The organism is Methylobacter tundripaludum (assembly GCF_002934365.1).
GTDB classification, from domain to species: Bacteria; Pseudomonadota; Gammaproteobacteria; order Methylococcales; family Methylomonadaceae; genus Methylobacter_A; species Methylobacter_A tundripaludum_A.
In genome coordinates, this window is the sequence record NZ_PTIY01000002.1 from 189749 (window position 1) to 204142 (window position 14394).

The 14394-nt window shown below is 49.7% G+C and carries 14 protein-coding genes; 5 read left to right on the plus strand and 9 right to left on the minus strand.

The genetic code is table 11. The features are described from left to right. Positions 1-109: 109 nt before the first annotated feature. The 7 genes from B0F88_RS02950 to B0F88_RS02975 all read right to left on the minus strand — a co-directional run bounded on the left by B0F88_RS02950 (position 110) and on the right by B0F88_RS02975 (position 7257). Complete coding sequence (locus B0F88_RS02950; RefSeq protein WP_104422455.1) at positions 110-787, minus strand: DUF2971 domain-containing protein; 678 nt, start codon at positions 785-787, stop codon at positions 110-112. A 202-nt stretch (positions 788-989) separates the two neighbouring features. After that, complete coding sequence (locus B0F88_RS19160) at positions 990-1475, minus strand: SLATT domain-containing protein (protein ID WP_181049826.1); 486 nt, start codon at positions 1473-1475, stop codon at positions 990-992. Positions 1476-1649: 174 nt separating this feature from the next. Next, complete coding sequence (gene zapE, locus B0F88_RS02955) at positions 1650-2804, minus strand: cell division protein ZapE (RefSeq protein ID WP_104422456.1); 1155 nt, start codon at positions 2802-2804, stop codon at positions 1650-1652. A 164-nt stretch (positions 2805-2968) separates the two neighbouring features. Then, positions 2969-5527 carry a bifunctional aconitate hydratase 2/2-methylisocitrate dehydratase gene (gene acnB / locus B0F88_RS02960; RefSeq protein ID WP_104422457.1) on the minus strand — a complete coding sequence of 853 codons (2559 nt, stop codon included), beginning with the start codon at positions 5525-5527 and terminating at the stop codon, positions 2969-2971. Between the two features lie 33 nt (positions 5528-5560). Continuing rightward, the gene (locus B0F88_RS02965) at positions 5561-5896 is read right to left on the minus strand and encodes a type II toxin-antitoxin system PemK/MazF family toxin (protein WP_104422458.1); all 336 of its coding nucleotides are present in this window, start codon (positions 5894-5896) and stop codon (positions 5561-5563) included. A gap of 32 nt (positions 5897-5928) precedes the next feature. Further along, positions 5929-6141 carry an antitoxin MazE family protein gene (locus B0F88_RS19895; protein ID WP_104422459.1) on the minus strand — a complete coding sequence of 71 codons (213 nt, stop codon included), beginning with the start codon at positions 6139-6141 and terminating at the stop codon, positions 5929-5931. A gap of 105 nt (positions 6142-6246) precedes the next feature. After that, positions 6247-7257 carry an isocitrate/isopropylmalate dehydrogenase family protein gene (locus B0F88_RS02975; protein ID WP_104422460.1) on the minus strand — a complete coding sequence of 337 codons (1011 nt, stop codon included), beginning with the start codon at positions 7255-7257 and terminating at the stop codon, positions 6247-6249. Positions 7258-7465: 208 nt separating this feature from the next. Here B0F88_RS02975 and icd point away from each other — a divergent pair, with 208 nt between their 5' ends. After that, positions 7466-8764, plus strand: coding sequence for an NADP-dependent isocitrate dehydrogenase (icd, locus tag B0F88_RS02980; protein WP_104422664.1), 1299 nt, complete (start codon positions 7466-7468; stop codon positions 8762-8764). A 30-nt stretch (positions 8765-8794) separates the two neighbouring features. Here the strand turns inward: icd and B0F88_RS02985 are convergent, their stop codons facing one another. Beyond that, positions 8795-9169, minus strand: coding sequence for a YajD family HNH nuclease (locus tag B0F88_RS02985; protein WP_104422461.1), 375 nt, complete (start codon positions 9167-9169; stop codon positions 8795-8797). Positions 9170-9376: 207 nt separating this feature from the next. On the opposite strand from B0F88_RS02985, the gene dnaQ reads away from it, so the two are divergent. Beyond that, positions 9377-10102: a DNA polymerase III subunit epsilon gene (gene dnaQ, locus B0F88_RS02990; protein WP_104422462.1), complete on the plus strand. Its 726-nt coding sequence runs from the start codon at positions 9377-9379 to the stop codon at positions 10100-10102. A gap of 117 nt (positions 10103-10219) precedes the next feature. Here the strand turns inward: dnaQ and B0F88_RS02995 are convergent, their stop codons facing one another. Then, the gene (locus B0F88_RS02995) at positions 10220-12016 is read right to left on the minus strand and encodes a DEAD/DEAH box helicase (RefSeq protein WP_104422463.1); all 1797 of its coding nucleotides are present in this window, start codon (positions 12014-12016) and stop codon (positions 10220-10222) included. A gap of 121 nt (positions 12017-12137) precedes the next feature. Between B0F88_RS02995 and B0F88_RS03000 the strand changes: the two genes are divergently transcribed. The 3 genes from B0F88_RS03000 to bamC all read left to right on the plus strand — a co-directional run bounded on the left by B0F88_RS03000 (position 12138) and on the right by bamC (position 14364). After that, positions 12138-12584 (plus strand): YaiI/YqxD family protein, encoded by a 447-nt coding sequence (locus B0F88_RS03000; RefSeq protein WP_104422464.1) that lies wholly within the window; start codon positions 12138-12140, stop codon positions 12582-12584. 167 nt (positions 12585-12751) lie between these two features. Beyond that, positions 12752-13627, plus strand: a complete 876-nt coding sequence (gene dapA, locus B0F88_RS03005; RefSeq protein WP_104422465.1) for a 4-hydroxy-tetrahydrodipicolinate synthase — start codon at positions 12752-12754, stop codon at positions 13625-13627. Between the two features lie 95 nt (positions 13628-13722). Continuing rightward, positions 13723-14364, plus strand: coding sequence for an outer membrane protein assembly factor BamC (bamC, locus tag B0F88_RS03010; protein WP_104422466.1), 642 nt, complete (start codon positions 13723-13725; stop codon positions 14362-14364). Positions 14365-14394: the final 30 nt, after the last annotated feature.

A 14394-nucleotide genomic window follows, 5' to 3' on the forward strand; every position in this document is an offset into this window, starting at 1 on the left:
GCGGGGTTGCAAACCCCGCCCCGCTTGGTAGCGGAACACAGGATAGTCGGAGTCACAAAGTCCTGGATTCCGCAGGCTTCATCCAGGCTACTTGCTCAGATTCGCTTGGCTACTCATCAAATTCAGACATGTACATTTTTGCTGCATGACCACTAAAAACTACTTTTTTCCTCTTTATTGTTATACCGGTTATTTTTATCCAGTCCTGTACCCACTCAATATCTTCGATAGGAGTATTGACTCCATATATAACATGAGATATTGAGTTTGGTGGAAGGCTTATAAAGCTGCTTTCCTCAAAACTAATTATTCTCCACTCTTTTTCATACTCCCACTCTTTGCTTTTTGTTTGAAACCCCTTAATTGATTTTTCAAGTAATGTGGCATTTTGGGGTGTTGTTGGAACGCGCTGGTTATACTTTACTTTGTATAATTTGGAAACTTCCTCTAGCTTTTTTCTCCTAAATCCTAGACATATTCCTCTGTGATAATTTGAATAGTGAGACCACATTAGAGTTATTCTTGGGTCTTCGCTAAAGCAGGTTATTTTTGCTGCTCTAGCAGGTGAAAGCAATGGAGAATCCTCTGCGTAGTAGAAGCCGTTATTTGATTCAACCAACTTGGATTCATCTCGATAAAATCCCTCTGTAGGATCATTTAATGTGGTATGGTCACCAAGATATATCCTATTCCTTAAAAATATATCTTGGGTATGCCTAAAACTATCACCGGACATACTTCGGTATTTAAATAGCGTGGCAATTGATTTTTTAGATTTATTATTCATTAAAAACTATATGGTCGAGAAAATATGATAGTAGTCTTGAATGTTGGGCATAAACAGCATGCCCGATAGAGTTCTATCAGGGGCATGAGGAGTCCATATCATCAGCCTTAGCTACCACGAATAACATCTTACCGCGTTACTGTAGAGCTTAGTGTAATGAAATAGCGCGGTAGACGATTTCACCAAGCGGCATTGTTAAGTTTCAATTCCTAACACTATTATTGTCATTTTCTTCTTGAGTTTCTTTTTTAGCTGACCTCCATGACCAACCATATACAGAAGGTGATATAGCGGACACGTTAGACCGTTTTTCTTTCATATCTTTAAGCCATTTATCTAGATCATTATCTTCCAGTGGTTGAAGTAGTACTAATTCTAAATCTTCTTTTAGGTCTCTATACCTACAAGCAGCATTTCTATGTGAAGATGATTTTTCACTAAACGATAAAAACGTTTGAAGAGAGGCAAGTATAACTGCACATAAACTAACCACGCTGGTGACCCATTTATACTCAACTGAAAGCGTGGCATAAATTAATGCCGCTGAAACAGTACTCGCAATCACCAAAGGAATACCTAAGCAGAAGTGAAACCTTTGTGCCCATATAGCGGAATCATGGTGAGCAATTTGAGAGCGTTTACTTCTTGCTCTCCACTTTCTAATTAATTTTTCTTGTTCTGGGCTCATATCCATCCTAGAAACTTAATATATAAGCAGACACCATATCGGTGTATACATTCAAAATCAAAATATCAGTGCATAAAGCCACACTGTAAATTTGTTAGGGGCACTCTACGGTTATTCAATATTGATGGCAATCTATTTATGCCGGAATTCAATGTCTCAAAATAACAGCCGCTATCAGCGACTGGCATGCTCAATACACAAATAACTCTCCGACTGCATATCAATCAATCTCGACACCGTCCGTTCGAATTCAAACGAGCCTTCGCCGGATGTGTAAAGTTCCTGAGCTGGCACTTCGGCGGTGCAGATCAGTTTTACTTTATGCTCGTACAGCGCATCGATCAGCGTGACGAAGCGTTTGGCTTCGTTGCATTTTTCGATGGTCAGTTTGGGAATGTCAGCCAGGATCACGATGTCGAAGCGGTTGCCGATTTCCAGGTAGTCGGCGGGGCCTAAGGCGTGCATGCACAGCTCGTCAAAGGAAGTCAGGGCGACATTGCCGTACACCGCAGACAGCATCACCTTTCTGCCTAATACCTCCACAACGCCCGGTTTCAGCGGGGCGAAATGGGTTAATTCGTTATAGCTTTGGCGCACGAATTTTGCGGCCTGTTCATCCAGCGGATAATAATAAGTCGTCTTTAGCGCGTGTAGATGGCTGAGCCGGTAATCCTGGTCTGCAACCAGCTCGATGACCTTGGCTTTTTCTTGCAGGAGTCCGACAAAAGGCAGGAACAGCTCCCGTTGCAGGCCGTCATGATAGAGTTCGTTGGGATGACAGTTGGAGGTGATTACGACGACGATGCCCAGTTCAAACAGCCTGCGGAACAGCCGCACCAAAAGCATCGCATCGGTGATGTCGGACACATGAAACTCGTCGAAGCAAAGCAGCAGTTCGGATTCCCTAATATGCTTTGCCAAGGCGGAAATGGCGTCGGTATTGTGTTGCTTGCGCCATTGGTGGATGAAAGCGTGGACTTCCAGCATGAAGGCATGAAAATGTACCCGACGTTTTTGGGAGATCGGGCAGGTTTCAAAAAACAAATCCATCAACATGGATTTGCCGCGGCCTACGTTGCCGAAGATATACAGACTCTTGTAGTTGGCAGGTGGGGGTAAGAGTAGTTTATGCAGGCTTGATTTTTGATTGTACTCGACAGCAGCGCTTAAGTTGTCGAGCAAGGTTTGCAGGTGTTGCAGGGCGGTGATTTGCGCGGGTTCGTGTTGGATGTGGCCTTGCGTGACTAGAGCATTGTATTGCTTTTCCAGTAAGCCTGATTGGTTCTTGGATTGTTCAGCGGGTGTCTGGTGGAAAAGCTTTTTTAGCATAAGTGGGTGTTACCTCGTTCCCACGCGCTGCGTGGGAATGCAGTTAAGGCGCGCTGCGCCACGGGGTTAGGCGCAACGTCTGATAACGTAGCCAGTACAAGCACGGGACGCAACGCGTCCAGTAAGGCGTTCCCACACAACGCGTGGGAACGAGAAGAACTTTGTTAGCCTCCGCCAGCCTTCTTCCGATAACTATCCATTTGATCAAAGTTCAGGTAACGGTAAGTATCCTCGGCTGTTTCGTTGATCTGACTTGCATAGTGCATATATTCGTCGAAAGTCGGAATCTTGCCCAGGATCGAACACACCGCCGCCAGTTCGGCCGATGACAGGTACACGTTAGCGCCATTGCCCAGGCGATTCGGGAAGTTTCGCGTCGATGTGGAAACTACGGTGGAATTTTCAGCGACCCGCGCCTGATTGCCCATGCATAACGAACACCCCGGCATTTCGGTGCGCGCTCCGGCTTTGCCGAAGGTGCTGTAATAGCCTTCCTCGGTCAATTGGGTTTGATCCATTTTGGTCGGCGGGGCAACCCACAAACGGGTCGGCAATTCGCCTTTTTGCTTTTCCAGCAATTTACCGGCGGCGCGGAAATGGCCGATATTGGTCATGCAGGAACCCAAAAACACTTCGTCGATTTTAGTCCCGGCCACGGCGGACAGCGGTTTTATGTCGTCAGGGTCGTTGGGGCAGGCCAGCAACGGTTCCTTGATTTCGCTCATGTCGATTTCGATGATTTCATGGTATTCCGCATCGGCGTCCGGCTCCAGCAATACCGGGTTAGCCAGCCACTCTTCCATCGCTTTGATCCGGCGCTCTATCGTGCGTACATCGCCGTATCCTTCGGCTATCATCCATTTCAGCAGGGTGATGTTGGAATTCAGGTACTCTCGGATCGGCGCTTCATTCAGGCGGACTGTACAGCCGCCGGCGGAGCGTTCCGCAGATGCGTCGGATAGTTCGAAAGCCTGCTCCACTTTTAAATCCGGTAGGCCTTCGATTTCCAGGATGCGGCCTGAGAACACGTTCTTCTTGCCCTGTTTTTCAACGGTCAGTAAACCGCGCTGTATCGCCACATAAGGAATTGCATTGACCAGATCGCGCAATGTAATGCCCGGCTGCATTTTGCCTTTAAAGCGAACCAAAACCGATTCGGGCATATCCAGCGGCATCACGCCGGTTGCGGCGGCAAACGCGACCAGCCCTGAACCGGCAGGAAATGAGATGCCGATAGGGAAGCGGGTGTGCGAGTCGCCGCCGGTGCCGACGGTGTCCGGCAGCAACATCCGGTTCAGCCAGGAATGGATAATGCCGTCGCCGGGACGGAGCGATACGCCGCCGCGGTTCATGATGAAATCTGGCAGTGTGTGCTGCATGGTGACGTCAATCGGCTTCGGATACGCCGCCGTATGGCAAAACGATTGCAATACCAAGTCGGCGGAAAAACCCAGACAGGCCAAGTCTTTCAACTCGTCGCGGGTCATCGGGCCGGTGGTGTCTTGCGAGCCCACGGTAGTCATGTGTGGTTCGCAATACGTGTTGGGACGAACGCCCGTAACGCCGCAGGCTTGGCCTACCATTTTTTGCGCCAGCGTAAAGCCTTTGCCGCTGTCTTCGGCGGCAACCGGACGGGAAAAAACCATCGATGCAGGCAAGCCCAGCACCTTTCGCGCACGGTCGGTCAAACCCCGGCCGATAATCAGCGGAATACGGCCGCCGGCGCGTACTTCGTCCAGGATCACGTCGGTTTTCAGTTCGAACTTGCAGATCAGTTCGCCGCTATCATGCCTTTTGACTTCGCCTGCATACGGGTAAATGTCGATCACATCGCCCATCGCCATTTGGGTGACATCGCATTCAAAGGGCAGGGCGCCTGAGTCTTCCATCGTGTTGAAGAAGATCGGCGCGATTTTGCCGCCGATGCAGACCCCGCCTTCGCGTTTGTTGGGAATGTAAGGAATATCATTGCCCATGAACCACAATACCGAATTGGTCGCCGATTTGCGCGAAGACCCGGTGCCGACCACGTCGCCGACATAAGCGACCGGAAAGCCTTTTTGCTTGAGTTCGGCGATTTGCTGTTCGGCATTGGTAATGCCCTCGCGCGGCATTTTCAGCATGGCTTTGGCATGCAGCGGAATGTCCGGTCTGGACCAAGCATCGGGAGCCGGAGACAGATCGTCGGTATTGGTTTCGCCGCTTACCTTGAACACGGTGACGGTCAGTTTTTCAGGCACTTTGGGCTTGCTGGTGAACCATTCGGCTTCCGCCCAGGAATTAAGCACCTGCTTGGCGAACGGATTACCGGCATCGGCTTTTTCCTGCACGTCGTGGAAAGCGTCGAATATCAACAAGGTATGGGACAGCGCCTTGGCCGCAATCGGAGCCAAGGCTTCGTTATCCAGCAAATCGATTAACGGTGCGATGTTGTAACCACCCAGCATGGTGCCCAGCAGTTCGGTGGCGCGCGCCGCATCCAGGATAGGCGAGCTGACTTCGCCTTTTGCGACAGCCGCGAGGAATCCCGCTTTAACGTAAGCCGCCTCGTCAACACCGGCGGGAACGCGGTTAGCCAGCAGGTCGAGGATGAATTCCTGTTCGCCTGCGGGCGGTTGTTTAATCAGCTCAACCAAAGCGGCGGTCTGTTCTGCATCAAGCGGCTTGGGGACTATGCCTTCGGCGGCGCGTTCTGCTACGTGTTTACGGTATTGTTCTAGCATTGGGGATTTCCTGGGGAAAAGGTTTAAACGGTATCAAACAACGCCTAGGAACACTGCCAGTGTCCTATTAATGGCCAACATGTCTTCTTCGGTGATGTGTCCAAACACATCGCCAATTTTTTCTCGGGGTACGGTTTGCGCTTTATCTACCATAACTTCAGATGGTTTGCATAGCCCGTTTTTTTCGGTAGGTTTAATCGGAATCCGAAATAATGGCGTACCACGAAGATCGCTTGTTACAGGAAGGATGGTCACTGATGGATGTTCTGAAAATAGGTCGGACTGAATGATCAATGCGGGTCGTGGCTTGCCGTAAGCGCCTTGCAAAGCAATCGTGACCAGATCGCCACGCCTCGGTAACTGCTCCATGCGTTACTCTACCTCCTGCATCCATGCCGCCGTCATTCCCAACCCTCTGTGTCCGCCGAAGCCTCCAGCCAATTCAATGTATCGGCTTCTTGGGAGTCGCCGCGTAGAGCAAGCGACTGGCGGCGGCATTCATCCGCAAAGTCGCTGCTCCGGGTATCCGGCACCCAGATCTGAACGGGCCGCAGCCCGGAAGCTCGCAACCCTGCGCGATGCTTTTGTACGCGTGTGGCTACATTGGTCTTCATAAGCCCTCCTAATGAGTTACATGTAACATTCTAGTGCAATATCACATGCACCTCAACGAAAAGCATTGGTTGTTCCGGTGTCTCGGCATTCAGTGGCTGGTGTAACTATTTCATTGCCGCAACAATCGCATTGCCCATCTCAACCGTCCCGCATTTCGATTGCGGGTTAAGGTCCGGCGTAACAAACTTGCCTTCTTTGACTACTTTTTCAACGGCTGTTTGGATTTTATCCGCCGCGTCGTGTTCGCCGAGATGATGCAGCATCATGACTCCTGCCATGATAACGGCGGTAGGATTAGCCAGGTTCTTGCCGGTGATGTCCGGTGCGCTGCCATGCACGGCTTCGAATAATGCCGCATCGGTGCCGATATTGGCGCCGGGAATCAAGCCCAGTCCTCCTACCAGACCGGCGGTCAAATCGGACAGGATGTCGCCGAACATGTTGGTGCAGACGATCACATCAAACTGGGTCGGGTCCATCACCATGTGCATGCAGGCTGCATCGATGATTTTTTCGTCAAACTGAATGTCGGGATATTTCGGGGCGATTTCCCTGGCGACATCCAGAAACAAGCCTTGGGTGTATTTTAAAATATTGGCTTTATGGCAAACGGTGACTTTTTTGCGGTTGTTGTCCCGTGCGTATTTAAAGGCATACTCGATAATCCTTTCCGATCCTGCCCGGGTGACGACGGCCAGACTTTCAGCGATGTCTTTTTTAGGCGTCAGGTAATGTTCGAGTCCTGCGTAGAGCCCTTCGGTATTTTCCCTGACGATCACAATATCGACATTATCGAAACGGGTTTGTACGCCCGGCCAGTTTTTGGCGGGGCGGACATTGGCGTACAGATCGTATTTTTGTCGCAACGCCACGTTAATGCTTCTAAAACCCGTGCCGACTACCGTGGTCAGCGGGCCTTTAAACGCCAGACGGGTTTTGTCTATTGACGCCATGGTTTCATCCGGCAGCGGTGTGCCGAACTGTTCGAAAGCGGCCAAACCGGCATACGCTTCTTCCCACTGAATTTTTACGCCGGACGCATCAATAACTTTTACAGCCTCATCCATTATCGATGGGCCGATACCATCGCCTTTTATTAACGTAACTGCGTGCATTCATTTCTCCATCAAATTAAAAAAAACAGCTAATTATAGTGCTTTAGGCCGGTCTTTATCCAGTTGCAGAGCTTAAATGATGCAAATCGGCGTGCTTTTGTTATGATGAAAAAAGTCCGTGGAGACGTCGTCTAATGCGCCTACTGTTGGTGCGGTTCGACGTCGCTACCTTATGCAGCATTACTCAATGTTATTTGAAGGAGTTGTTATGGCTAGTCTTACGCTCAATCCACCCCCAAACGGCAGCGCGATTACCGTACAAAACGGCAAGCTTGTGGTGCCGGATAATCCGATTATTCCTTTTATCGAGGGCGACGGTACAGGGCCGGATATTTGGCGCGCCGCCGTCCGCGTTTTGGACGCGGCCGTTGCAAGCGCCTATTCCGGGCAAAAGAAAATTCACTGGATGGAAGTGTATGCAGGAGAAAAGGCTAACCGGCTGTTTGATACCTGGCTTCCCGATGAAACGGTCGAGGCCTGCAAGAACTATCTGGTATCCATTAAAGGCCCGTTAACCACACCGGTAGGCGGCGGTATCAGTTCCCTTAATGTAGCTTTGCGCCAGTTACTGGATATGTATGTGTGTTTACGTCCGGTCAGATGGTTTAAGGGCGTACCCTCGCCGGTAAAAAATCCCGGAGCTGTCGATATGGTCATATTCAGGGAAAATACCGAGGACATCTACGCCGGTATCGAGTTTGAACAGGGCGGCGATGAGGCAAAGATTTTCCTGAATCTGCTGAAAGAGAATTTTCCCAAGCAATACGCAAAAATCCGTTTCCCGGAATCTTCGGGCATAGGCGTAAAACCGGTGTCGCGGGAAGGCACGGAGCGTCTGGTTCGTTCGGCTATCGATTATGCGATCGTCAATAAGCGCAAATCGCTGACGATTGTCCATAAAGGCAATATTATGAAATACACCGAAGGGGCGTTTCGTAAATGGGCTTATGAGTTGGCGGAACGCGAATATCCCGAGCAGATTTATACCTGGGGACACTGGGAGAAAACCCGCGCCGAGTTCGGCGTAGAGGCGGCAAACAAGGTGCAGGCCGAGGCCTTGGCAAAAGGCCGCATTTTTATTAAAGATGCGATCGCGGATATCACCTTGCAGCAGGTTTTGACCCGGCCCGAGGACTTCGATGTGATCGCCACCTTGAATTTGAACGGCGACTATTTGTCCGATGCCCTGGCCGCGCAAGTCGGCGGTATCGGCATTGCGCCCGGCGGCAATATCAACTATCAAACCGGTACTGCTGTGTTTGAGGCTACGCACGGAACGGCGCCCAAGTATGCCGATCTGGACAAGGTCAATCCGGGCTCGCTAATCCTGTCCGGCGAAATGATGCTGCGCTATTTGGGTTGGACCGAGGCCGCCGATGCGATCATTAATGCGATGGATGCCGCTATCTCCAGTAAACGGGTGACGTATGATTTTGCCCGGCTGATGGATGGGGCTACAGAAGTCAAATGCAGCGAGTTTGCGGATGTATTGATTGAGAATCTTTGATTCCGGCAACTCCTTATTTTTGCGACCGGCTTATTTATTTAGCAGGGATTTTAGATCTGCAAATGGATTGTGAGTGGCGGCAGGCGCAGTCGATTTGCCTGCTGCCGAGCCGCCAAACCGGGTTTCTTCGTATCTTGAGTGTTCGTTGTCATGGCAATAAAGGCATAATAATTCCCAGTTGCTGCCGTCGGACGGGTTGTCGTCGTGGTTATGGTTTTTATGGTGTACGGTCAATTCGGTCAGGTTTTTATGGTCGAATTCGCGGGCGCAACGGCCGCAGACCCAAGGGTATAACTTAAGAGCCTGTCCGCGGTAAGATTGCTCCCTGAGTTCCTGATTGCGCCGTGCATCGGTCACGATTTTATCCAGCTTGCTTTTATCGGGTTGGATTTTCTTGATAGTCATAACAATGTCTTCTGTAATATGCCGAAAAATAACGTTATTCGAGTTTGCCGGCTTTAATCCGCCGTGTCGATATGACCAAATTCTAACAGAAAAATATTAAAGAATAGTGACCAAACTTCTCAAGTGCCTGGATTTGAAAAATTAATAAGTAATGCCGGGTTAAAAAATTTATACTTAAACGATGATTAATAAAGCTCAAGGTGGCTAGTGGACAAACGAACATTTACAAATCGGCTGGTCGTTCTCGATACCGAAACGACCGGGTTAAATCCGCAGGAAGGGCACAGGATTATCGAGATAGGTTGCGTGGAGGTGGTTAATCGCCGCTTAACGGGCAAGCGCTTTCATACTTATATTAATCCCGAGCGCGTCATTGATGACGGCGCTATTGAGGTTCACGGCATCACTAATGAGTTTTTAGAGGATAAGCCGGTCTTTGCGAGCGTCGTGAAGGATTTTATTGCGTTTATTCAGGGGGGCGAGCTGGTCATTCATAATGCGCCGTTCGATGTCGGCTTTATTAATTATGAATTTTCACTGTTGAATAATGGCACAGGAACAGTCACCGATTACAGCAAAGTATTCGATACGCTGACCTACGCCAGAAAAAAACATCCGGGGCAGCGTAACAGTCTGGATGCGCTGTGTAAACGCTACAGCATCGATAACAGTCACCGGGAGCTGCACGGCGCTTTGCTGGATGCTGAAATTCTGGCCGATGTGTTTTTGTTGATGACCGGCGGACAGTCTTCGTTGCTGGATGAGGGGCAGGCAAGGCCGGAAGAGGTGGTTGTAAACAGTGGGATTAAATATTTATCGGCGGATCGTCCTCCCTTAAAGGTCGTCCGTTGCACGGAGGAGGAATTAAACGCCCATCAACAGCGCCTGGAAGCGATTGAAAAAGCGGGCGGGGTTTGTATCTGGAATCAGTAGTAAGCGGATCGATTAATATCGACCAAGCGGCGCGGATGCGATCAATGATGGAGTCCAAAGCAAACTTTGGACTCCTGAAATGAATGATAACGGGGAGGCGGCCAGTAGAGCTGTAGGTTATTCGCCGGCTTTCGGTTTGGCCCGTCTGGATGTCGAACCTACTCTTTTTTTGCTTTTATCCACTTTTCTCGCGTCATCGTCGGTTTTCGCCGCTTTTTTAGCACTTTCATCCATTTTGGATATGTTAAGTTGCTGGCCGGCTACCCTGACTTTTTTCAGTTCCTGAAATAATTCTTTCGGCATACCCGCCGGTAATTCAACGGTACTGTAGTTGTCTTGTATTCTGATGCGGGCGATATGGTCGCCGTCGATGCCTGTTTCATTGGCTATGGCGCCAACGATATTACCGGGTTTTACGCCGTGGTTATGACCGACTTCAATGCGATACATTTCCATTTCAATATTGGCCCCGCCCTCGAAGACGCGCTTTGGTTTGCGGTCTTTTTGAGGCCTGTCGGATCTCGATGATCTGTCGTCTCTATCTCTTGACGGCCTGTCGTCCCGGCTGTCTTTGGATCTTTTCGGCGGGTTTTGCATTAACAGCGGCGTATCGCCCTGAACCAGTTTTGCCAGTGCGGCTGCTATTTCCAACGCGCTGACATTGTGTTCCTGCTGGTATTGCTCTATCAATTGGCTGAAAAAGCTCAGCTCTTCCGCAGCCAGGGTGTCGGTAATGTTCTGTTTGAAACGGGAAATGCGTTTATTGTTAATAACTTCCGTTGAAGGCAAACCCATTTCTTCAACTTTTTGCTTGGTCGCCCTTTCGATATTATTCAGCAGATTTCTTTCCCTGGGAGCGATAAACAGGATGGCGTCGCCGGTGCGGCCCGCGCGTCCTGTTCTGCCGATACGGTGAACATAGGATTCGGTATCGTAAGGAATGTCATAGTTGACGACGTGGGTGATGCGGTCTACGTCCAGTCCGCGCGCGGCAACGTCAGTCGCTATCAAAATATCCAGTTTGCCGTTTTTCAGGTTGGCGATAGCGCGTTCCCGAAGTGCTTGAGACATGTCGCCGTTAATCGCGGCTGCCGAATAACCGCGCGCTTCCAGCTTTTCCGCCAGTTCAACGGTTGCGGTTTTGGTTCTGACGAAGATAATCATGCCGTCAAAGGTTTCGACTTCCAGGATGCGGGTCAGTGCGTCCAGTTTGTGTATGCCGCTGACTAGCCAATAGCGTTGGCGTATGTTTTCAGCCGATGTGGTGGTGACTTTGATGGTGACATGCTCGGGTTCATGCAGGTATTGCTGAGCGATCTTGCGGATCACCGTAGGCATGGTCGCTGAAAACAGCGCGATTTGTCTTTGTTCGGGGATTTGTTCAAGAATCCATTCCACGTCGTCAATAAAGCCCATGCGCAGCATTTCATCGGCTTCATCAAGAACCAGATAGCCGAGCCCTTTCAGGTTAAGCGTGCCTTTACGCATATGATCCATGACCCGGCCAGGCGTGCCGACCACCACATGAGCGCCGCGCTTCAGCTGGCGTAATTGGGTGCTGTAGTCCTGTCCGCCGTAGATGGGCAGCACATGGAAGCCTTTTAAATGCGCGGCATAACGTTGAAACGCTTCCGCCACCTGAATGGCCAGTTCGCGGGTTGGCGCCAGCACCAGCACTTGCGGGTCTTTTTGCTTCAGGTCGATGCGTGACAAAATGGGTAATGCAAACGCGGCGGTTTTGCCGGTTCCTGTTTGTGCTTGCCCCAGGACGTCTTTGCCTTGCAGTAGGAGCGGGATGGTTTGTGCTTGTATGGGTGAGGGTGTTTCATAACCGACATCTTTCAGTGCTCTTAGCACCGGTTCAATCAGGGCTAAATCACTAAAAGAGGGAAATGTTGAAACATCATTGGACATGGATTTACCTGTTGGAAATATAGAATGCGCGGATAGCGCGGAGAAATGTTTTGTATATCAGCGCATTATAACGCACTATATTAAAGTTTGCAGCTAAATTAACGGGACCAAGGGTTACATAATGAGAATTTGGGTCGATGCGGACGCTTGTCCTAATATGGTTAAGGATATTTTATTCCGCGCGGCGGAACGAAAACAGGTGCCGCTAACGCTGGTTGCCAATCAGTTTTTAACTGTACCTCCCTCCAAGGTCATCAAGGCGGTGCAGGTCTCTGGCGGTTTTGATGTGGCTGATAATTACATTGTCAAACATTTACAGGAAAATGATCTGGTTATTACCGCCGATATTCCGCTGGCTGCTGAAGTGATAGCAAAAAATGCCCATGCGATTAATCCTCGCGGCGAGCTTTACACCAAAGAAAATATCAGGGAGCGATTAGCCATACGGGATTTTATGGAGGAAATGCGCAGTACCGGTCAAGCATCGGGAGGTCCGCCGCCTCTCGGTCAGCGAGAAAAACAGGATTTCGCCAATACGCTGGATCGTTTTCTGGCTAAATACCGGTAAAATGTTAGCTGGGTATCCAGATAAACTCCGTCCGTCTAGTGCTTGCATGTTGGCTTTGTTGGGTCGAATTCATTCATTTAGGGGCGGATAAATCCGCCCCTACAAAGTTATTTGCTTGTTATAATGTTTCCAGTTTTTAACTGTATTAATTCTGATCGAGAGATTTCATGATTCAAGGTAGTATCGTAGCCTTAGTAACGCCGATGGATGAACGCGGTGCGGTGGATAAGGAAAGTTTAAAAAAGTTGGTGGAATTTCATATTGCAGAAGGAACGGACGCTTTGGTCGCCGTCGGCACCACAGGCGAGTCGGCGACGCTGGATGAGCATGAGCACTGTGATGTTATCAAGTCTATCGTTGATTATGCCGGCGGCAGGATACCGGTGATTGCCGGAACCGGCGCAAACGCGACGACCGAAGCGATCAATCTGACCCGGCTAGCCAAAGAAGCCGGCGCCGATGCCTGCCTGATCGTGACTCCTTATTACAACAAGCCTACTCAGGAAGGTTTGTACCTGCATTACAAGGCTATTGCCGATGCCGTCGATATTCCGCAGATTTTATATAACGTGCCGGGGCGCACAGCCTGCGACATGTTGCCGGAAACCGTTGGCCGCTTGTCTCATATCAAGAACATCGTCGGCGTTAAAGAGGCGACCGGGGATTTGTCCAGGGTTAAAGCAATCCGCGATTTGACCGGTGATGATTTCGCAATCTACACCGGCGATGATGCGACCAGTCGTGAATTTTGCCTGCTGGGCGGCAACGGCAGCATTACCGTAACCGGTAATGTTGCGCCAAAGCTGGTGCATGAAATGATCATGGCGGCGATAGAGGGAGACAATGAAACGGCTTTAGCCATCGACAAAAAATTGATGTCGCTGCATAAGAACCTGTTTATTCAGTCCAATCCGATTCCGGTCAAATGGGCGGTTGCCGAGATGGGGTTGATGGGCAAAGGCATACGCTTACCTCTAACTTGGCTGACCGAAGATTGCTTCGACGCGGTTCGAGACGCGATGCGTCAGGCCGAAGTTGTTTGAAAGGTTAATGAAAGGTGAAAAGTGTAATAATTTTTTGAGCTTTGAACTGTCTTTGCCTGCTGAACAGTAACTAGCTAATACGTTACGAATACCTTATGAAAATTAAAATCGGTTTACCCATTATTGTTGCTGTGTTGGTCAATCTATCGGCCTGCAGTTACATAAAAAATTTATTTCCTGACAAAGAAAAAGATTATCAGTTCACCACTGAAATTCCGCCGTTGGTCTTGCCGGCCGATCTTGCCGGCGACTCAATTAAAAACGTTCCTGCCGCCCCGGCTGCCGAGACCGTCGATGCGGCTCCAGCCGACCCGTCAACCGAAACAGCGGCGGATATCGAGCGTAAATTTATCCAGATTGAACTGGTTGACGCCGAGGATGGGGCAAAGCGATTGCATATCGGTGCGCCGCCAAACCAGGCATGGCGTATAGTCGGCAAGGCATTGAGCCGGAACGCTCTTGAAGTGACCAACCGCAACCAGGACCAACGATTTTTTCAAGTCCAGTACGAGCCGAACAAACAGAAAGTGGAAGACGGATCTATTTGGGATGAGGGCGTCTTTTTTTTCGTTGGGCTTAATATCGATGAATACGAATATGTTCTCAAAATGGTGGAAAACAACCGGCAGACCGATGTCGTTATTCTGGATAAAGAACAGAAACCGGTGTCTGACGCAGGGAGTTTAAGTTTGTTGACACTGTTGTATGACACCATTAAGGCCGATTTGGCTAAGTGATTTATCAGGCTAAAGGCTAAAGGCGAAACG